Annotated in this window: 16 protein-coding genes; 5 read left to right on the top strand and 11 right to left on the bottom strand. The window is 60.7% G+C overall.

What is annotated here, in order from left to right:
- Positions 1-2 precede the first annotated feature (2 nt).
- The 9 genes from AC2444_RS28045 to AC2444_RS28005 all read right to left on the bottom strand — a co-directional run bounded on the left by AC2444_RS28045 (position 3) and on the right by AC2444_RS28005 (position 9,918).
- Positions 3-722, bottom strand: a complete 720-nt coding sequence (locus tag AC2444_RS28045) for an ABC transporter ATP-binding protein (protein ID WP_128449629.1) — start codon at positions 720-722, stop codon at positions 3-5.
- Positions 722-1,426, bottom strand: a complete 705-nt coding sequence (locus AC2444_RS28040; protein ID WP_128449630.1) for an ABC transporter ATP-binding protein — start codon at positions 1,424-1,426, stop codon at positions 722-724. The genes AC2444_RS28045 and AC2444_RS28040 overlap by 1 nt, the downstream gene beginning before the upstream one ends.
- Complete coding sequence (locus tag AC2444_RS28035; RefSeq protein WP_206615932.1) at positions 1,423-2,460, bottom strand: branched-chain amino acid ABC transporter permease; 1,038 nt, start codon at positions 2,458-2,460, stop codon at positions 1,423-1,425. The genes AC2444_RS28040 and AC2444_RS28035 overlap by 4 nt, the downstream gene beginning before the upstream one ends.
- Positions 2,457-3,323, bottom strand: a complete 867-nt coding sequence (locus AC2444_RS28030; RefSeq protein ID WP_128449631.1) for a branched-chain amino acid ABC transporter permease — start codon at positions 3,321-3,323, stop codon at positions 2,457-2,459. The genes AC2444_RS28035 and AC2444_RS28030 overlap by 4 nt, the downstream gene beginning before the upstream one ends.
- 84 nt (positions 3,324-3,407) lie before the next feature.
- Positions 3,408-4,664: an ABC transporter substrate-binding protein gene (locus AC2444_RS28025; protein WP_128449632.1), complete on the bottom strand. Its 1,257-nt coding sequence runs from the start codon at positions 4,662-4,664 to the stop codon at positions 3,408-3,410.
- Positions 4,665-4,735: 71 nt separating this feature from the next.
- Positions 4,736-6,331, bottom strand: a complete 1,596-nt coding sequence (locus tag AC2444_RS28020; protein ID WP_128449633.1) for a GMC family oxidoreductase — start codon at positions 6,329-6,331, stop codon at positions 4,736-4,738.
- Between the two features lie 3 nt (positions 6,332-6,334).
- Complete coding sequence (locus AC2444_RS28015; protein ID WP_128449634.1) at positions 6,335-7,741, bottom strand: aldehyde dehydrogenase family protein; 1,407 nt, start codon at positions 7,739-7,741, stop codon at positions 6,335-6,337.
- Between the two features lie 126 nt (positions 7,742-7,867).
- Positions 7,868-8,812: a helix-turn-helix domain-containing protein gene (locus AC2444_RS28010; RefSeq protein ID WP_409565786.1), complete on the bottom strand. Its 945-nt coding sequence runs from the start codon at positions 8,810-8,812 to the stop codon at positions 7,868-7,870.
- 170 nt (positions 8,813-8,982) lie between these two features.
- The gene (locus AC2444_RS28005) at positions 8,983-9,918 is read right to left on the bottom strand and encodes a helix-turn-helix domain-containing protein (RefSeq protein WP_113546804.1); all 936 of its coding nucleotides are present in this window, start codon (positions 9,916-9,918) and stop codon (positions 8,983-8,985) included.
- Positions 9,919-9,971: 53 nt separating this feature from the next.
- On the opposite strand from AC2444_RS28005, the gene AC2444_RS28000 reads away from it, so the two are divergent.
- Both AC2444_RS28000 and AC2444_RS27995 read left to right on the top strand, forming a co-directional pair.
- Positions 9,972-11,534 (top strand): 4-hydroxyphenylacetate 3-hydroxylase N-terminal domain-containing protein, encoded by a 1,563-nt coding sequence (locus AC2444_RS28000; protein ID WP_128449635.1) that lies wholly within the window; start codon positions 9,972-9,974, stop codon positions 11,532-11,534.
- A gap of 9 nt (positions 11,535-11,543) precedes the next feature.
- Entirely contained in the window at positions 11,544-12,056 is a 513-nt protein-coding gene (locus AC2444_RS27995) for a flavin reductase (protein ID WP_003550320.1), read from the top strand.
- A gap of 121 nt (positions 12,057-12,177) precedes the next feature.
- Here the strand turns inward: AC2444_RS27995 and AC2444_RS27990 are convergent, their stop codons facing one another.
- The gene (locus AC2444_RS27990) at positions 12,178-13,656 is read right to left on the bottom strand and encodes an aldehyde dehydrogenase (RefSeq protein WP_128449636.1); all 1,479 of its coding nucleotides are present in this window, start codon (positions 13,654-13,656) and stop codon (positions 12,178-12,180) included.
- 58 nt (positions 13,657-13,714) lie between these two features.
- On the bottom strand, positions 13,715-15,166 hold the full coding sequence (locus AC2444_RS27985; RefSeq protein WP_018073574.1) for an APC family permease: 1,452 nt from the start codon (positions 15,164-15,166) through the stop codon (positions 13,715-13,717).
- Positions 15,167-15,488: 322 nt separating this feature from the next.
- Between AC2444_RS27985 and AC2444_RS27980 the strand changes: the two genes are divergently transcribed.
- From AC2444_RS27980 to AC2444_RS27970, 3 genes are read left to right on the top strand one after another with little or no spacing between them, the layout of a single operon-like run.
- Positions 15,489-16,274, top strand: a complete 786-nt coding sequence (locus tag AC2444_RS27980) for an IclR family transcriptional regulator (RefSeq protein WP_113546801.1) — start codon at positions 15,489-15,491, stop codon at positions 16,272-16,274.
- The gene (locus AC2444_RS27975) at positions 16,275-17,546 is read left to right on the top strand and encodes a Tm-1-like ATP-binding domain-containing protein (RefSeq protein ID WP_113546800.1); all 1,272 of its coding nucleotides are present in this window, start codon (positions 16,275-16,277) and stop codon (positions 17,544-17,546) included.
- On the top strand, positions 17,543-18,193 hold the full coding sequence (locus tag AC2444_RS27970) for an HAD family hydrolase (protein WP_113546799.1): 651 nt from the start codon (positions 17,543-17,545) through the stop codon (positions 18,191-18,193). The genes AC2444_RS27975 and AC2444_RS27970 overlap by 4 nt, the downstream gene beginning before the upstream one ends.
- Positions 18,194-18,205 lie beyond the last annotated feature (12 nt).

Below are 18,205 nucleotides of genomic sequence, written 5' to 3'. Positions count from 1 at the left end.
GATCAGCTGGCGAGATAGGCGCCATGCAGGATTTCGGGATTGGCCCTCAACGTCGCGGAAGCACCGTCATAGACCAGCCGGCCGCGCTCCATGACCATCGCGTGATCGGCTAGATCGAGAGCAAGGTTGGCGAACTGTTCGATCAGGAGCACGCCGATGCCGTTTTGGGCCGCTATCTTTAGTGCTTCCGCCAGCCGCTTGACCACAGCCGGCGCCAGCCCAAGCGAAAGCTCATCGACCACCATGAAGCCTGGCTTGGCGATAAACGCCTGCGCCATCGCGACCATCTGCTTCTGGCCCCCCGAGAGATCGGAAGCCAGCTGGCGTTTGCGCTGGGCAAGTTCGGGAAATATTTCATAGGCTCTTTCGAGTCCCTCGCGGCGGGCGGAAGGCGCCCCATCGAAGGCAGCAACGAGAATGTTGTCTTCCACCGAGAGCTGGCCCAGCACCCGATGGCCCTCCGGCACCAGCGCCAGGCCGGCCCGGCGGATGCGATCGGGAGAAAGCCCGGTGAGCGACATCGCGTCGAGCCGCATTCTGCCGCCAGCGATAGGCAGGACGCCAGCAAGCGCCATAACGGTGCTCGACTTACCGGCGCCGTTGGCACCCAGCAACGCGGTGATTTCTCCGCTTTTGATGGCAAAGGAGACATCGTGGATGACCCGTTTGCCACCGCGCTCGACGGCGAGGTTTTCAACAACCACGGATGAGATCGCTGCCATCAGAATTCCCCCAGATAGGCGCGACGCACGTTCGGGTCGGCAAGCACCGCATCCGTCGGCCCCAGCGCCAGCAGCTTTCCATAATCGAGCACCATCGTCTCGCTGCACATCGCCCGAATGAGCTCGACGTCGTGATCGATCACCAACACTTGCGCTCCGACTTCGGCGGGGATGCGCAAAACGAGTTCGCGAAACATGCCGCCCTCCTCTTCCGTCAGGCCGGCGGCAGGTTCATCGAGCAGGATGAGCCTGGGATTGCCGATCACGCATTTGCCGAGCTCGACCAGACGGCGCTGGAACAGATTGAGTGACTGGCCGAGCTTATCGGTCACCGGTCGGAGGCCGACAAAAGCAAGAGCGGCATCGATGGCCGCGGCGCGATTTAGCGGCGCCACTACATGATCCGCGATCGCGGCGAGATTGCCCGACACTGTCAGATCCTCGACGACCTGCTCTGTCTGGAACGACCGGCGGAGGCCGGTGCGCACGCGCTGGAGCGGTGCAAGGTCCAGCAGTTGTTCGCCATTCAGTGCGACGCTGCCACGAGCCGGCCTGACGAAACCTGAGAGAACATTGAGCAAGGTTGTTTTCCCCGCACCGTTCGGGCCAATCAGACCGGCGATTGGCGCAGCAAGCGTCGCAGTCAATTCGTTGATCGGTTTGACGCCGCCGAACTGAACGACAAGATTGTCGATGGCGATCATCGCGCCCTCTCCTTTGCCGAACCGAATCGCAGCCGGGCGATCAGCGAGGCGATCTGTCCGGCGATGCCGGATGGTGCCGTCGCCAATGCCTGGAACAGAGCGACGCCGAAAATACCGATGGTCACATATCCATCGATCCCGAGATCGGTCAGCAGCGCCGGCACCGCCCGCAGCAGCAGCCCGGCAAGCAGCGCTCCGTACCAGTTGTAGACGCCTCCGACGATCGCCAGGGCGAAGAGGTTCAGGCTTTCGAAGGCGCCAAACGCACGACCATCGAGCTGACCGACATTTCCGGCAAGCAGTGCACCGGAAACGCCCGCGAGGAAGCCGCTGAGCGCGAATGCCCATGCCTTGTAGGTCAGCACATTGACGCCGCTTGCAATGGCGACCGTCTCGCCCTTGCGGATCAGAGCCCAGGCGCGGCCGGGTCGTCCCAGTTTGTGGCATTGGGCGATCAGCAGAGCGATGGTCGCGGCAAGGCAAACATAGAGGAAATAGCCGACGGCTCCCTCGGCGATTTCAGGCCGTGGGAGCATGGCACGGCCGGAACCGTCGGCGCGGCCGAGAAAACCGTTGCCGCCGTCGGGAAAGCCCCAGGCGCTGATGATGATCTGAAACGCGCCCGCGAGCATCAGCGTGACAAGGGCAAGATAAAGCCCCCTCAAGCGCAGCGCCGGCAAGCCGAAGGCAAGGCCGACCACGGAAGCGACGATGCCTCCGGCCAGAAGGCTGATTTCGAACGGCGGGTGAAAGGCGTGGCCGACACGAAGCGTTACCCACCCGCCAACCCCGACGAGCGCGAATTGGCAGAGCGAGACGAGGCCGAGCTGCCCATAGAGGATCGCCAGCCCCGCCACCGAGAGCGACAGCGCCACCGCCGACGTTGCGGCCGAGAGCCAGTAGGAATTGGCAAGACACGTGACCACGGCAGCAAACAGAGCCATCGTCGCGGGAACTTGAAGAAGCTGTTTGGGAAACCGGGCCACCGGAACGCGCTCCGGTAGTGCCTGTATCGTCTGCTGCGAAGTCATCATCGGTCCTTCAACACGGCCTTGGCCGTGCTCCCCAAGATCGTGACCGCGACGAGCGCGATAATGAAAGGTGCGGCCGCGCGATAGGGTGAGATCCAGCCGACCGGGGTGAGCGCAGCTTCGGCAATGCCGATCAGAAGCCCAGCGACAGCCGTTTCCCAAAGCGAGCGCAACTGGCCGAGAATTGCCGCCGCGATCGCTGGGATCACCAGCAAAGTCAGGAACGTACCCTGGAGGCGGACGAGGTCGGCAAGCAGCAGGCCGGCGAAACCGGAAAAAATGCCGGTAATGACCCATGCCGCCGTTTCTGTGTAGAGAATGCGAACACCGAGAATTGCGCTCAGGTCGCGGTCGTTGGCCAAGGCTCGCATGTCAAGGCCCAGGCGCGTCCGATTGAGCAGCAGTGTGATCGAGCCGACCATCACCACAGCAAGCAGGATGGCGATGATGCGCGTATAGGTCAGGCGAACACCGAAGAGGGAAATGAACATCTGGTCGGTCGGAAACTGCAGGCGACGCGGCAGCTCACCCCAGATAATTCCCATCAGGGCGATCAGCACCAAGGCCGGCGCCAAGGTCCCGACGGCGCGCACGACCGTATCGCGATGCGATAGCATAGGCGCAAAGATCTGCCCGTAGAGAAAGCTGATGGCCGTGGACACGACGACGGCCGCGAGGATGGCCACGGAAAGCGGCATTTTCCATTCGAGAAGCTGCCAGGCGCAATGCGCGCCGATGGCACCAAACGCGCCGAAAGCGAAGTTAAGGACCCCGGTTGCCCGAAAGAGGATGACAAGGCCGACGCCTGAGAGGGCATAGACGGCCCCAATTCCGAGACCCGATATCAGAAATGGTAAAAAGGTCATGAGCGGATTCCGATGTGCGGCCGAAGAGACGGCGGGCAGCGTATCCCGTGGCTCGGACCACGGGACGATGCGTGATGCCTCAATTTACGGAGCTATTCCGGCGCTCTTTTCAAAGGCGCGGACGTCGGCCAACTCCGGATCAGGCGATGGCGCGCAATCGGAAATCACCTTCCACTTGCCGCCTTCGCTGACTGCCATGCGCGTCGTTGAATTTGCATTGTGGCGCGGCTGACCATCGCCGAAATACCAAGGCGCGCAGAAAATATCGCTGGCAAAGCCCTTGACCTGCCGGATGGCGGCACTGGTGCTTTCGCGGGTGATGTCCTTGGGATCAAGTGACATCAGTGCCTTCTCGGCAATCCGGGCGGCAAGATATCCGGCCTGGGCGAACGTGTCGCGCGGATCGGACCGCTGGCCATATTTGTCCATGACGGCAAGCCAGTTCTGATTGTCGGGCGTCGCGGCCTCGAGATCGTTGAACTCCATGTTGACATAGAAATTTCCATCCCAGCCTGCGCCAATTGTACCGGGCACCGAAAGGTCATAAGCCGATGCCGCGCTCAGGAACTTGATGGTCTGGTTGAGCCCCTGTTCTTCGGCCGCGGTCAGAAGCGGGATTGTGACGCCCTTGGGAAGGCCGAGGATAATGACATCAGGCTTGGAAGCCGCCGCCTGCAGGATGATCGAAGTCGAGTCGGCCGTACCGGGATCCATCAGGATCGTTTCCGCCGTGAAGCCTTTTTCCTTGGCCAGCGACTCAATGCCGTCGCAGGACCATGTACCGACGTTCGGGATGTTCGGACCGATGCAAACGACCGACTTTGCCTTGAGCTGATCCAATGCGTAGCCCATGGCGCCCAGCGTGGAGACGCGCGGTCCGGCATTCGTCGCGGCGTAGTTTTCGGCAAAGAAGCACTCGCGAGGAACGCCGACGCCAGCGACGACGACAATGCCGGACTTCTTGTAGAAATCCGCGTTTGCGCCACATTCGACAAAGCTCGAATTGCCGACCATCAGCACTGCCTTCTCGTCGTTGACGAGCTTGGCGGCCAGCTGAGCGGCGGTCTCAGGATTCCACTGATCGTCTTCGACCAGATATTTGACCGGCCGCCCCTTGATGCCGCCATTGGCGTTCAAGCAGTCGAAATAGGCCTTGGCGGCCCTGGTCGAATTCGAAAAATCGTCCGGACCGGTTTTTCCGGTGATCGCACCGATGACAATCGGTTCGCCGGTCGCGGCTTTGCCGGTATTGTCGCCGCAGGACGCAGCGGCATGAGCACTGAACGCCGAAAGCAGCGTCAGGCCGAGGCCGACCACCAGCCCCCTCATATCTATTCTCATCGTTTCCTCCTCCAGTTTCCCGTTATTGTCCGCACTCCCCGCGAACGTCTTCCATCGTGGAATCTTTTGCCTCAGCCAGCGATCGCCTTGCCTGTCATGAAGGCGGCCGCGCGGGCTGCAATCATCATCACCGGAGCATTGGTGTTGCCCGATACCAGCGTCGGCATCACCGACGCGTCGCATACCCTCAGACCCTCGACGCCGCGCACTTTCAGATCGGCCCCGACAACCGCCATCGGATCGTCAGCTCGCCCCATGCGCGCCGTGCCCGCCGGATGGAAAACGGTCTTGGCGGTCTGGCGGATGTAGTCTCGCAATGCCGCGGGATCATTTTCGACCCCCGGTTTCGGCAGGACGCGTCGCTTGACAAGCTTCGCAAGTGCTGGCGCATCCAGAATGCGGATCGCTGCCTCGACACCGCGCACCAACGTATCGAGGTCGGCCGGGTCCGAGAGGAGATTGGCGTTGAACTCCGCGCGGTCATTTGGGTCGGCGCTTCTGAGACGAATGGTGCCGCGCGAGCGCGGCCTGAGGTAGCAGGGGCCGATGCTGAGACCATGACCGGGTTCGGGATCGCGGTCGACGAAGCCCACAAGAACCGGCAGGACATGGAACTGAACATCCGGCTGGCCGGTGCCGGCCGTATCGACGAAACCACCGCATTCGACGACGTTCGATGAAAGCAGACCACGATGCGACAGCAGGTAGCGCGCCATGTGTCCGGCGGCGCGAATCCCACTGTCATGCCCGAGGATGGAGATCGGCTCGTGGGTCTCGCCTTGAACCGGCGCTTCAAGATGATCCTGATAGTTTGCGCCGACGCCCGGCAGGTCGGCCACCACATTGATGCCGTGAGACCGGAGATGCTCGGCCTCGCCAATGCCCGAAAGCTGCAGGATCTTGGGTGTCGCGATTGCCCCTGCCGTCAGGGCGATTTCCTTGGAAGCGGTGAATATGGTGCCGTCCTGCAACGTCACACCCGTCGCCCGCCGGCCTTCGAACAGGATGCGAGCGACTTTGCGTTCGGTCAGGACCGTGACGTTCGGCCTTATCTCCGCGTCGCGCAGGAACGCCTGCGCGGAACTCCAACGACGCCCCCGGTAAGTCGTACTCTGGTAGAACCCGACGCCTTCCTGGTCCGCACCGTTGAAGTCCGGATTATACGGAATGCCGACTTCCCTGGCTGCCTGAATGAAGGCTTCGCTCAGCGGATGGCGGTGACGAGGGTTCGAGACGTGCAGGCCGCCGCTGCGGCCATGAAATTCGCCACTGAGGCTCTCGTTATTCTCAAGCGATCGGAAAGCCGGCAGCACATCGTCGTAGGACCAGCCGTGACACCCCATCTGCGACCAGGTATCGTAGTCGTTCCTGTGGCCACGGATGTAGATCATCGCATTGACGGAACTGCCGCCGCCGAGCACGTTTCCCTGCGGGGTAATGCAAGGGCGGCCGTTGAGGCCCTTCTCCGGCTCGGAGGCATAGGGGTGAATGTCGACACCCTTGCCGAGAACCTTAAAGAAGGTGGCTGGAACATGGATCCAGGGGTCGGCGTCGCGCCGGCCGGATTCGATCAGCAGAACGTTGTTCGCCGGGTTCTCGGAGAGCCGGTTTGCCAGCACGCAGCCGGACGATCCGCCACCGACGATGATATAGTCGAAGTTCGCCATGGCTCAGCTCAACACCGTCTGGATTGTGGTGAATTCCTTCAGCCCTTCGGCGCCGAACTCGACACCGATGCCCGATTGTTTGACGCCGCCGAAGGGGGCGTTCGGCTGGATCGTTCCGTGCTTGTTGATCCATACCGAGCCGCATTCGAGCTGCATTGCATAGCGCTTGGCCTTTTCGGCGTCCGCCGACCAGACAGAGCCGCCAAGCCCGGCGGGATTGGTGTTGGCGCGGGCGATGACCTCATCGATATCGGTGTAACGAATGATCGGTAGTGCCGGCCCGAACTGCTCTTCGTCGACGAGACGAACACCATGGTCGACGTCGGCAACAAGCGTGATCGGATAGAAGTAACCCGGCCGATCGATCGGCGTGCCGCCGGCGAGAATTCGGCCGCCATTGGCGCGCGCATCATCGACAAGTTCGCGAACTTTGTTGAACTGCATTTCGTTCTGGACCGGGCCAAGAATGCTGGTTTCGTCAAGGCCGTCGCCGATCACGATCCTGCCGGCGTAGTCGGCAAGCCGTGCGCAGACGTCTTCATAGATGCTGTCGTGCACATAAAGGCGTTTCAGCGCTGCGCAGGTCTGGCCGTTGTTGATGAAGGCTCCCCAGAACAGGCCCTCGGCGATCTGTGCAGGGTCGGCATCGGGAAGAACGATACCGGCATCATTGCCGCCAAGCTCGAGCGTCAGGCGTTTCAACGTCGCGACAGCCGAAGCCATGACCTTCTTGCCGGTCTCGGTCGAGCCTGTGAAGGTCATCTTGGCGATGCCGTCATGGGCGGAAAGTGCTGCACCAATGCTGTTCTCGCCGGTGATGACATTGACGACGCCGGCCGGCAGCACTTCATTCATGATCTCGACAAGACGGATTGTCGAAAGTGGCGTCAGCGGCGAGGGCTTGATGATGACCGTATTGCCGGCGCGCACCGCTGGCACGATATGCCAGCAAGCGATCATCACCGGCCAGTTCCAGGGTGTGATCGAACCGACGACGCCAATCGGCTTGCGATGCAATTCGACACGGCCCTCATTGTCGTCTTGCAGAATTTCGATGGGTAGATTCAGCTCTGCCGTATGGCGTGTCCACGCAAGTGCACCACCAATTTCAAACCGGGAACCGAGACCATTGAGAGGCTTGCCTTGCTCCAGCGTCAAAAGGCGTGCAAGTTCCTCGCCATTGGCTGCGATCTTTTCGGCAATGGCGCGACAGGCGGCCTGGCGCTCTTCTTCCGACGCCTGGCTCCAAGTGCGAAAGGCGACTGAGGCTGCGGCAACGGCATGATCGAGATCCGCCGGAGTCGCCAGCGGCATCTGACCGACGACTTCGCCGGTCGATGGGTTGCGAACGTCGGCATAGGTTGCGGTCTCGATGCGTGCTCCGCCGATGAACAGACTGTACTGCTTCACGATTGGCTCCTCCCTGAGCTTTGGAAGGAGTATGACGGGGCAGAAGAAAGCCGTCTTGGGCAGGAGCGCGCCGCGACTTGGTTTCAAACGCAACAGGCCGTCGGCTCATCAACTATTCAAACCGCACTATTGTGCGGTTGATGTCACCGGCCTGAGCAGATCGGTCGGCGCGCAGTCGAACAGATCCTTGAAGCTGCGATTGAAATAGGAAATATCATTGAAGCCGGCTGAATAGGCGACTTCAGCGATCGTCCTTGGGCTTCTTTGATCTTTGATCTGCGCGATCTTTTCACGCACGAGGCGCAAACGCTTGTCCCGGATGACCGTGGTGCAGGTCATGCCGATACCTTGAAAATCCTGCTGCAACGTGCGGATGGATACGCCGATCCGTGTCGCCAGCCACTTGGCGCTGAGATCGCTCTCGGTCAGGTGTCGGTCGATCAGTATGTCGACCATTTCCAGCCGCCGCGAAGCGCTGTCGTTGAGCGCGGACATGGCGTCGCCGTTTGAGACGAAGGCCTGTCGCGTCGCATTGAACATCAGGTGCCGCAGATTGGCGGACGCGGCATCCGATGCCGAATTGGACATGATCTTCGCCACCAGCGCACGCAGCATCATTGCCATCGGGTCAAAGGCCTCGAGTTTGCGGGCGATGTCGAAATCGATCGGGCTTTCGGCATACATGATCTGGCGTGGCAAATGCAGCGACAGATGATTGCTGAATTGCCCGCCGAAATGGAATGTCGTGGGCCGGGTCGAGTCGACGAGAATGCAATCACCGACATCCAGGACTGCCTGGAGTCCGACGTGCTCGAGACCACAGGACCCTTCGAGCTGCACGATGAGAAAAAGGTGTTCGTTGGCGTCTCGGCGAATGTCATCCCAATCTCGATGGACGCGATCGAGATCATTGGAAACATGGGCGAACTCCATACCGCAGACATCGATACGCCGGGCTGCCCCCGTTACGGCCTTGCCGCTCTCCATTGCTTTTGGATTGAAGTTGCCGCAGATCGATTGGAGATCACTGGTCCATTGATCATAGGGAACGGTTGCCCATGCGTGTTGCATCAGGGCCTGATTGTTCAAGAGCTCCAACTCTGCCTCCCAACAGTGTCAGTCAACGACATGTCCGTCTCGCGCGACTCTCCCACAAGCGCAAAAAGGCGGCAACACCTGAGACCGGTAAACTGAAAGAGTGTCGAAGATAGATCGCTCTGTCAATATATTTCACATGTTAACTAGAATCCGTCATCCCGACTCTTCTCACCAGCTATGTTTTGCCGCCGCCATTCACTGGGCGGCATACCGGTCCGCGCGCGGAAAAAGCGCGAAAAATAAGCGGCATCCTTCAAGCCCACCTCGTAAGCTATGTCCTCGAGCGATCGGATGGTGAAAAGCAACAGACGTTTGGCCTCGAGCAGGCGGCGCTCGGCGATCATGTCCTTGACGCCCTGGCCGAAAGCCATGTGCCCGGCCTTGGCAAGAAGATGCGGCGTGGTGCCGAGGCTCGAAACGTAGCGCGCAACCGGCCAGTTCTCACGAAAATGCCGGTCGATCAGCCGTCGAAGGTCACCAGCAAGCAGGCGTTGTGGCGATTGTGCCAGCATCGGCGCGTCGGACGCCAGGCGTCCGATCTGGGTCAGCATGGCGGCAACCAATGGTGAAAGGATCGTATCGGCCTGGCCTCTCCCCTCGGAGTACTCCTCCAGAATTAGTTGCATAGTCCGCCGAAGCCTCTCCCAGAACGCTTCCGCGCCCTGCCCCGTCACCATCACCGGGCGATCCAGCGGCAGCGTCGTCTGACCGGCGATCGACGGCAGCAGACTGTCTGCGATCGACACGACGACCGCGTCTGAAACAAGCGGATCGACGTTGAAGCCGTGGATGACGCCGCTCGGCACAAAGCTGACGGCAGGCGCCAAAAAGTCCAAACGTTGATCTTCTATGAAATAGGATCCGTTGCCGCTGGTCCAGAAAGTGACCTGCATCATCCGATCATGCTTATGGGCTCGAACCTGGCCGGAATGGAGATTTGCGCGCGCCATCACCGTTTCGACATGAAGAAATCCGATCTCCAAAGGGCGATCCGGTTCGCCGTAGACAAAGAAACTTGGGACGATGTCGTTCATGCTGGCCGCCGTAAAAAGTACAAGTGATTTCCCTATTCTGTCCATGGTGGAAGGCGAACGCAAGGACTAGCATTTGTCTCATATCAAGGGAGGACGACATGCGATCAGAAGATTTCCGGGCCGATACCAAGCGGCCCTTCACCGGTGAGGAATATCTGGCATCCTTGCGTGACGGGCGCGAGGTCTACATCAATGGTGAGCGTGTCAAGGACGTGACCGCGCATCCCTCGATGCGCAATTCCGCCCGCTCGCTCGCCAGGCTTTACGATGCGCTGCATGCGCAAAAGACCAAGGAACGGTTGACATCGCCGACCGACACCGGCTCTGGGGGCTACACCCACAAATATTTCCGTGTCGCAAAGTCCTCCGCCGATCTCGTCGCTCAACAGGGTGCGATCGCCGACTGGGCCCGCATGTCCTATGGATGGATGGGCCGAACCGCCGACTACAAAGCAGCATTGATGAATACGCTGGGCGCCAATGCCGACTGGTACGGTCCCTTCAAGGACAATGCTCTCGCCTGGCACAAGCGCGCCCAGGAAGCGGCTCTCTTCATGAACCACGCGATCGTCAACCCGCCGATCGACCGCCACAAGCCGGCGGATGCCGTAAAAGACGTATTCGTTCATATCACCAAGGAAACCGATCCCGGCATCTACGTCTCGGGCGCCAAGGTGGTGGCGACGTCCTCTGCGCTGACGCACTACAATTTCCTGGCGCAAAGCTCGGCGACGGTTACGGAAGACCCGTCGCTATCGGTGATGTTCATCGTTCCGATGAATGCGCCCGGCATCAAGATGTTCTGCCGCGTTTCCTATGAGGAAACGGCAAACCGTGTCGGCACGCCATTCGACTACCCGCTCTCTTCCCGCTTCGATGAGAACGATGCCATCCTGGTTCTGGACAATGTCTTCATCCCCTGGGAGGACGTGCTGGTCCTGCGCGATGCGCCGAAGATCCTGTCCTTTCATCCCGCTTCCGGCTTCATGCATGGCTACTGCTTCCAGGGCTGCACGCGTTTCGCCGTCAAACTCGACTTCCTGGCCGGCCTGCTCGCCAAGGCTTTGCGGGCGACCGGCGGCGATGCCTTCCGTGGCAATCAGGCCGCACTTGGCGAAGTCATCGCGTTGCGCCACATGTTCTGGAGCTTCTCCAACGCCATGGCCTACAATCCGATCCCCTGGGCGAACGGCGCAGTGCTGCCCAATCTGGAGGCGGCTCTCGCCTATCGCACTTTCATGTCGGAAGCCTATCCCCGGGTCATCGAGACGGTCCGCAAGGTCGTCGCCTCGGGATTGATCTATTTGCCTTCCTCAGCCAAGGATTTCGGCAATCCGGAGATCAACCGCTATCTCGGCCAGTATGTGCGCGGCTCCAACGACATGGGCCATATCGAACGCATCAAGATCATGAAGCTGTTGTGGGACGCAACCGGAACCGAGTTCGGCGGACGGCATGCGCTCTACGAGCTGAACTATGCCGGCGCGCCGGAAGAAGTCCGGCTTCAGGTGCTGAAGGGGGCCGAGCGTGGCGGACGGTTGCGCGAAATGGAGGCCTTGGTCGATACCTGCATGAGCGACTACGACGAAAACGGCTGGACCGGTGACACCTGGTTGCCGCCGATCGGCAATGCAGACCAGTTCAAGTCCGCTGCTGAATAGGAGGCGAGCATGGAGGAGGCCTTTTCCAAAACCGAGTTCCGCAACGCCATGGCGCGCGTTTGCGCGCCGGTCAACGTCATCACCACCAATGGTCCCGCCGGCCGCGGCGGGTTCACCGCCACGGCCATGTGCAGCGTCACGGATGAGCCGCCGACGCTGCTCGTCTGCATGAATAGCCGATCCGCCCAAACCGCCCTGTTTCTGGAAAACCACCGGTTCTGCGTGAACGTATTAAGTCACGACCACAGAGAGCTAGCCGGGAAATTCGCCGGAGCAACCGCCGATATGGAGGCGCGTTACGCCTCTGCGGATTGGGTCGCAATGCCTTCAGGTACGGATGCTCTCGCGGATGCGATCGTCTCATTTGATTGCGAGCTGTCTGAGGCAAGACTTGTCGGCAGCCATCACATTTTTATCGGGCGGATCGCCGGCATCCGATCCCGCCCCGATGGCAATGCGTTACTGTATTTTGACCGGAATTACGTTCATGTCCCGACGCAAATTGGCAGCTTCGGAGGTTGAAGGTATTCGCTGTCAGCCGCGTTGCTGCTGACAGCGAATGGGCTGCGCGCGGAAGCTTTAACTTCAGATGCGTCCCAAATTTCAACTGCGACCCCTGCTCTCAGCAAAGTGCTCGACCAAGCTAGAGCTGGATCCACGCCGTCTTCAGATTGTGATACTTGTCCATGGCGTGTAGCGACTTGTCGTGGCCGTTGCCCGACTGGCGGATGCCGCCGAGCGGCACGGTGTTGTCGGCGCCGCCATAGGTATTGACGTGGACGACGCCGGCCTTGACCCCTCGCACCATGCGATGGGCGCGAGACAGGTTGCTGGTCCAAACGGCTGAAGCGAGGCCATAAGGCGTGGCATTGGCAATGTTGAGCGCATCCGTCTCGTCATCGAAGGGAATGATGGACAGGATCGGCCCGAAAACCTCCTGTTTGGCCAGCGTCATCTGCGGCGTCACCTCGAACACGGTTGGCTGCATATAGAAACCGCCGGTGTCTTGAAGAATGCGCCCGCCGCCGGTTCTCAGTCTTGCGCCTTCGGACAACGCCTGATCGGCGAAACCGAGGTCCTTCTCGAGCTGTATCTCGCTGGAGATGGCGCCGGATTCCGTCGAGAGCAACAGCGGATCACCAACCTTTATCCTCGCGGCAATAGCTGAAATCCGTTCTGCGAAGGCTTCGTGGATCGACCGCTCGACCAGGAGTCTCGACCCGGCAACGCAGACCTGTCCCGAGTTTCTGAAGATGCCGAATGCCGAGACCTTGGCGGCCTGTTCGAGGTCCGGCGCATCTGCGAAGACGATGTTGGGCGATTTGCCGCCCAGTTCGAGATAGACCCGCTTCAGGTTGGAGCGCGCCGAATATTCGAGCAGCCGGCGGCCGACGCCGCCGGAGCCGGTGAAAACGAGAACATCGATATCGCCATGCAGGCCGATCGCCTCGCCGGCGACCGTGCCGCGGCCGGTGACAACATTGAGCGCTCCCTCCGGCAAGCCGGCTTCAGCACACAGCGCCGCCAGTTTCAGAAGGCTGAGCGATGCGCCTTCGGCGGGCTTCAGCACGACGGAGTTGCCGGCTGCCAGCGCCGGCGCGATCTTCCAGGCGCCGATCATCATTGGGAAATTCCACGGCACGATAGCGGCGACGACGCCGACGGGCTCGCGGTGAATGAGGCCGAGAACGCTTTCGGAGGTGGGTGCGATTTCGCCGTAGACCTTGTCGAGGGCTTCGGCGTAATAGCGGAAGGTGGCGGCGGCGCTGCCTGGCTCGGCTTTCACGGCCATGCTGATTTCCGTACCGTTGTCGCGCACGCCGAGAACCGCCAATTCCAGCGTATCACGCTCGATCAGTTCGGCGATCCGGAACAGGATTTTCTTGCGCTCGCCGGGCGCTGCCTTCGACCACGCGCCGTTCTCGAAAGCGGTGCGCGCAGCCCTAACGGCGAGATCGACATCCGCCGCCCCGGCATCGCCGATAGTTGTCAATTTCGATCCGTCGATCGGCGAGATGACATCCATTGTCGCGCCGCTTAAAGGTGTACGCCACTCGCCGCCAATGAACAGCGATTGCGGCGAGACGACGCTCGAGCGGAGTTGGTCGATCTTGTCCTGCATCTCAATCTCCTTACGAAAGAGATGGCGGACCGGCGTCCGCCATCATGATCCAGATATGTCAGGCTTCCTGTCCGGCGCCGAGCCGGGCAAAACCGGCAGCATCTTCCGACTTCAGACGGGCAGCTGCCATCAAGCCGACAATGGCGGCAATCACCACCAGCCCCGGCAGAAGCACGGCGAGCACACCGCTTGCGCCGGCGATCGCGCCGAAATTCACCGTGATATAGTAGACTAGACCCAGCAGGATGATGCCGGTGATCACCGGCAAGATCTTGGTCACGAGAACATTGCCCTCGAGGCCGGGATTGCGGCTGAAGAAGGCGACGATGGCGAATGCGGTGAAGGCCATCAGCAGAATGATGGCAAGCGTGCCGACATTGGTGAGCCACGAAAAGAGGGCAAGCACGGGATCCTGCCCCGTAAAGGCGAAGAGCGCGATGACGAGAGCGGCAACAATCGTCTGGATCACCGAACCGACATGCGGGCTCTGGAAGACAGGGTGGGTGACCCCAACAGACTTCGGCAGCAGACCTTCGCGGCCGGCGACATACATGTAGCGGGCGACGCCATTGTGGAAGGCGAGCACGCCGGCAAACAGGCTGGTGATGAAGAGTACGTTCATGACCGGGACGATCCAGTGACCGACATAGCGTTCGGCAAGGCCGAAGAGGAAGGTCGTAGGATCGGCGAGGCCCTGCAGTTCGGGAACGAGCTTATCGGCGCCGGCGCCGTTGACCATCAGCCACGAGGTCAGCATGTAGAAGAGGCCGATAATAAGGACAGAGATATAGGTCGCGCGCGGCACGGTCTTGTGCGGCTCGCGGGCTTCCTCGCTGTATATCGTGGTTGCTTCGAAGCCGATGAACGCTGCAAAGCAGAAGAGAATGCCGATTGCCGGCGTTCCGCTCATGAAGGCGGCGGGCGTGAAGGGTACGGCTGAGATGCCGCTGTCACCGCCCTTGAGCAAGATAGCGGCGTCGATGACCAGCACGACGACATATTCAAGAATGACGAGGACCGTCAATATTTTAGCCGACAGATCAACGCGCCGATAGCCGAAGACCGCGACGACGGCGATGCCGATATAGGTCCAGACCCACCATGGCAATTCAAGGCCGATGCCCGCGAAGAACCCTGCGGTTGCCGCACCGAAGAGACCGAAAACGCCAATCTGCATGGCATTGTAGGCAAGGATGGCAATGAGGGCGGCTGCACCGCCCATCATGCCGCCGAGACCCTGGGCGGTATAGGCATAAAAGGCACCGGCATTGCGGATGTGGCGCGCCATGGCGACGTAGCCGACCGCAAACAGTACGAGGATCGCCGTGACCAGCAGAAAGGTCAGCGGGATGCCCGGCCCATTGCCGAGCATCATCGACAGAGGCACGCCGCCAGCGACCGCCGTCAGCGGCGCTGCGGCCGAAACCACCAGAAATGTCACGGCGCCGACGCCGAGACTGTTCTTGCGCAGCTGGTTTTCACCTGCGCCTGTTGAGAATTGATTGTCCATTTTGCTCAAGTTCCCCTTGTTGCAACTATCCGATTGCGCTCCGGGAAAACGCGTCCTCCCAAATCGCCGTCATTTCGAACCGGACTAATCTGCCGCGTTTTTTCTTTTGCTCTTGGCCGCGCGCAGGTCAGCGCATATGGTTCATATATTGAACCATTGCTTCAAATATAGACTTGCAAATAACGGCTACACCTGTCAAGTTATTTCGCATGTTAAGTAGTTTGGCCGGCATGGAGGACCGGACATCGACGATGATGACCCAGACAGGTGCCCGTAACACCAACCGGTATCGAACGGCGACCGGACAAAAAGAGGAGACCGCATGAGCACCGTCGGAAAAGCACTGTCCTTGCTGGACAGCCTGTCGCAACTCAACCACGAAGCGGGATTGACGGATATCGCCCGTCTCTGCGACCTCGACAAGGCGACGGCCCGCCGCCTGCTTGTCGAATTGGAAAAGCATGGCTTCGTTGAGCAGGATCCGGACACGCGCAGATACCGGATCGGTTCAGCGCCGGTTCGCCTGGCGCGGATTCGCGAGGCGCGTTATCCGTTCCTGCGGGTCGCCATCCCCTTCGTAAGGGAGCTCGCTGAAAAGTCTGAGGAAACTGTTCATCTCGCCGAATTCAGCGGCAGCACACTTTCAACGATCCACGTCGAGGACTCACCGCGCGCGCACCGGGTCATCGTCGAGATCGGCACGCGCCTGCCTTTCCACGCTACGGCGTCGGGCCTCGCCTATCTGGCTTTCTCAGATAAGAAATACATCGAGTCGGCCCTGTCGCAGCCACTGGACGCTTTTACCGAGCACACCGTGACCGATCCGGCCGCCGTCCGCAAAATAATAGACGAAACGGTCGCGCGCGGATTTTCGATCAGCAGCCAGGGTCTCGAGGTCGGCGTCGTCAGCACCGGAGCTCCCATTCTTTCGCCGGCCGGTCAACCGATCGGCTCCATCACCATCGCGGCGCCGCTGGCGCGCGCGCGCGCCGCCACACTGGCAAACTTCGGCGCAGCCGTCGTCGACACAGCCAAACGCATCTCAGAAAAATACTACGGGCCGGAGCGGCCTTCGGGAACAAAAATGCAAACAAAGAGGACCGGTTGAATGAGCCCAGCAGAGCCGTCGCCAGAACAATCACGTCCACTCAGCATCCTTCTGATTGGAACCGGCGACACCAAATCCGACGAGCTTCAGTTCATGGCGGGCATCATCCGCGATGCTGGCGCAAAACCGATTTTGGTCGACGTCAGTATCCTGTCAGATCCGCCTTACACGCCTGATTACTCCCGGCACGACATCGCCAAATCGGCGGGAACATCGATCGAAGCGATCATCGGCAGCGGCGACGAAAATTCAGCCATGAGGCTGATGTCAACCGGCGCCGCGGCTCTCGTCGGAACGTTGCACGCGACCGGAAAGGCGGATGGCATCATTGTTCTCGGCGGCTCGATGGGCACGGACCTGGCGCTTGACGTGGCGGCTGCCCTGCCGCTCGGCGTTCCCAAATTCGTGGTCTCGACAATTGCCTATTCGCATCTCGTGCCGCCGGAGCGCATCGCCCCGGACTTGATGATGATACTGTGGGCCGGCGGACTTTACGGATTGAACGATATCTGCCGCGCCGTGCTTTCCCAGGCCTGCGGTGCCGTCGTCGGAGCCGCCCGTTCCTGCGTGAAGCCCAAGGCGGAGCGGCCGTTGATCGGAATGACCTCACTCGGTTCCACCTGCCTCAAATACATGAAACACCTGAAGCCGGAACTCGAAAAACGCGGCTATGAGGTCGCAGTATTCCACTCGACCGGCATGGGCGGACGGGCCTTCGAGGCGATTGCCGCGCAGAAAGGCTTTGCCGCGGTGTTCGACTTCTGCATGCAGGAAGTCGTCAACCACCAGAATGGCACCGTGGTCACCTCTGGTCCGGACCGCATGGAAAATGCGGGCCGCGCAGGCATACCGCAGATCGTTGCACCCGGCGCCGTCGATATGGTTGACCTGCCCGCGTGGCAGCCGCTGCCGGCGGCACTTGCCGACCGACCTTATCACGCACACAACCGGCTGATCGGCTCCGTCACCACCTCGCCGGAAGGACGCCGGGCGACGGCTGCGCTGATCGGAGAAAAACTTGGCGGCGCACAGGCGCCGGTTGCCCTGATCCTGCCGCTCGAAGGCATACAGGAATGGGACCAGCCAGGCGAACCATTGCATGATCCGGTAGGCCTTTCAGCCTTTATCGACGCGATGCGCCTAGCCCTCCCCCAATCCGTCGACTTGCATGAGGTCGATGGCCACATCAACTCCCCCCAATTCTCCACAAAGGCCCTTGCCGTATTCGATGCGTGGGTTGCACAGGGCATCATCCCGGAAGGCAGGCCATGACAGGCGATCGCGCACTCATCCTCGATTTCGGCGGCGTCGTCACCCGCACGCTGTTCGAAACGCACGACGTCACCGAGCGGGCGCTTGGCCTTGCCGCCGGCACACTCACCTGGCGCGGTCCGTTCGATACAACGACTGATCCACTCTGGGTATCGATGCAGAACCGTGAGATCACCGAACGCGACTACTGGATGACACGGACCGCGGAAGTCGGCCGGCTGGTCGGTGAGGATTGGACCGACATGAAGACCTTCGTCCAGCGGGCGCGCGGCGCCGATGCCGATCTCGTGCTGCGTCCGGAGGCGGCAGACGCCATCACCCGCGCCAAGGCCGCCGGCCTGCGGCTCGCCATCCTTTCGAATGAACTCGATCTTTTCTACGGTGTCGAATTTCGCAAGCGTTTCCCGCTGATCGATCTCTTCGACGTCATCGTCGATGCCACCTACACCAAGATCCTGAAACCGGATCCGCGCGCCTATGAACAGGTGATCGCCGAGGTCGGGCTTCCGCGCGAAGCCTGCGTCTTCGTCGACGATCAGTTGAAGAACATCGAGGGCGCCGACGTCGTCAAGCTTCCCAACGTCCATTTCGACGTTACCCGGCCCGCGGACGGCTATGCCCGCGCCCTTTCCATGCTTGGACTTTGAACGAAGAGGACT

This window comes from Rhizobium sp. WSM1328 (assembly GCF_057653715.1).
This window is presented reverse-complemented; position numbering and strand designations above follow the sequence as displayed.

Bases quoted from the DNA above. Each gene is read 5' to 3' on its own strand.
- AC2444_RS28005 (WP_113546804.1), bottom strand. From the start codon at position 9,918: ATGGACAGAATAGGGAAATCACTTGTACTTTTTACGGCGGCCAGCATG.
- AC2444_RS27995 (WP_003550320.1), top strand. From the start codon at position 11,544: ATGGAGGAGGCCTTTTCCAAAACCGAGTTCCGCAACGCCATGGCGCGC.
- AC2444_RS28045 (WP_128449629.1), bottom strand. From the start codon at position 722: ATGGCAGCGATCTCATCCGTGGTTGTTGAAAACCTCGCCGTCGAGCGC.
- AC2444_RS28020 (WP_128449633.1), bottom strand. From the start codon at position 6,331: ATGGCGAACTTCGACTATATCATCGTCGGTGGCGGATCGTCCGGCTGC.
- AC2444_RS28040 (WP_128449630.1), bottom strand. From the start codon at position 1,426: ATGATCGCCATCGACAATCTTGTCGTTCAGTTCGGCGGCGTCAAACCG.
- AC2444_RS28010 (WP_409565786.1), bottom strand. From the start codon at position 8,812: ATGCAACACGCATGGGCAACCGTTCCCTATGATCAATGGACCAGTGAT.
- AC2444_RS28000 (WP_128449635.1), top strand. From the start codon at position 9,972: ATGCGATCAGAAGATTTCCGGGCCGATACCAAGCGGCCCTTCACCGGT.
- AC2444_RS27990 (WP_128449636.1), bottom strand. From the start codon at position 13,656: ATGCAGGACAAGATCGACCAACTCCGCTCGAGCGTCGTCTCGCCGCAA.
- AC2444_RS27970 (WP_113546799.1), top strand. From the start codon at position 17,543: ATGACAGGCGATCGCGCACTCATCCTCGATTTCGGCGGCGTCGTCACC.
- AC2444_RS27985 (WP_018073574.1), bottom strand. From the start codon at position 15,166: ATGGACAATCAATTCTCAACAGGCGCAGGTGAAAACCAGCTGCGCAAG.
- AC2444_RS27975 (WP_113546800.1), top strand. From the start codon at position 16,275: ATGAGCCCAGCAGAGCCGTCGCCAGAACAATCACGTCCACTCAGCATC.
- AC2444_RS28030 (WP_128449631.1), bottom strand. From the start codon at position 3,323: ATGACCTTTTTACCATTTCTGATATCGGGTCTCGGAATTGGGGCCGTC.
- AC2444_RS28025 (WP_128449632.1), bottom strand. From the start codon at position 4,664: ATGAGAATAGATATGAGGGGGCTGGTGGTCGGCCTCGGCCTGACGCTG.
- AC2444_RS28035 (WP_206615932.1), bottom strand. From the start codon at position 2,460: ATGATGACTTCGCAGCAGACGATACAGGCACTACCGGAGCGCGTTCCG.
- AC2444_RS27980 (WP_113546801.1), top strand. From the start codon at position 15,489: ATGAGCACCGTCGGAAAAGCACTGTCCTTGCTGGACAGCCTGTCGCAA.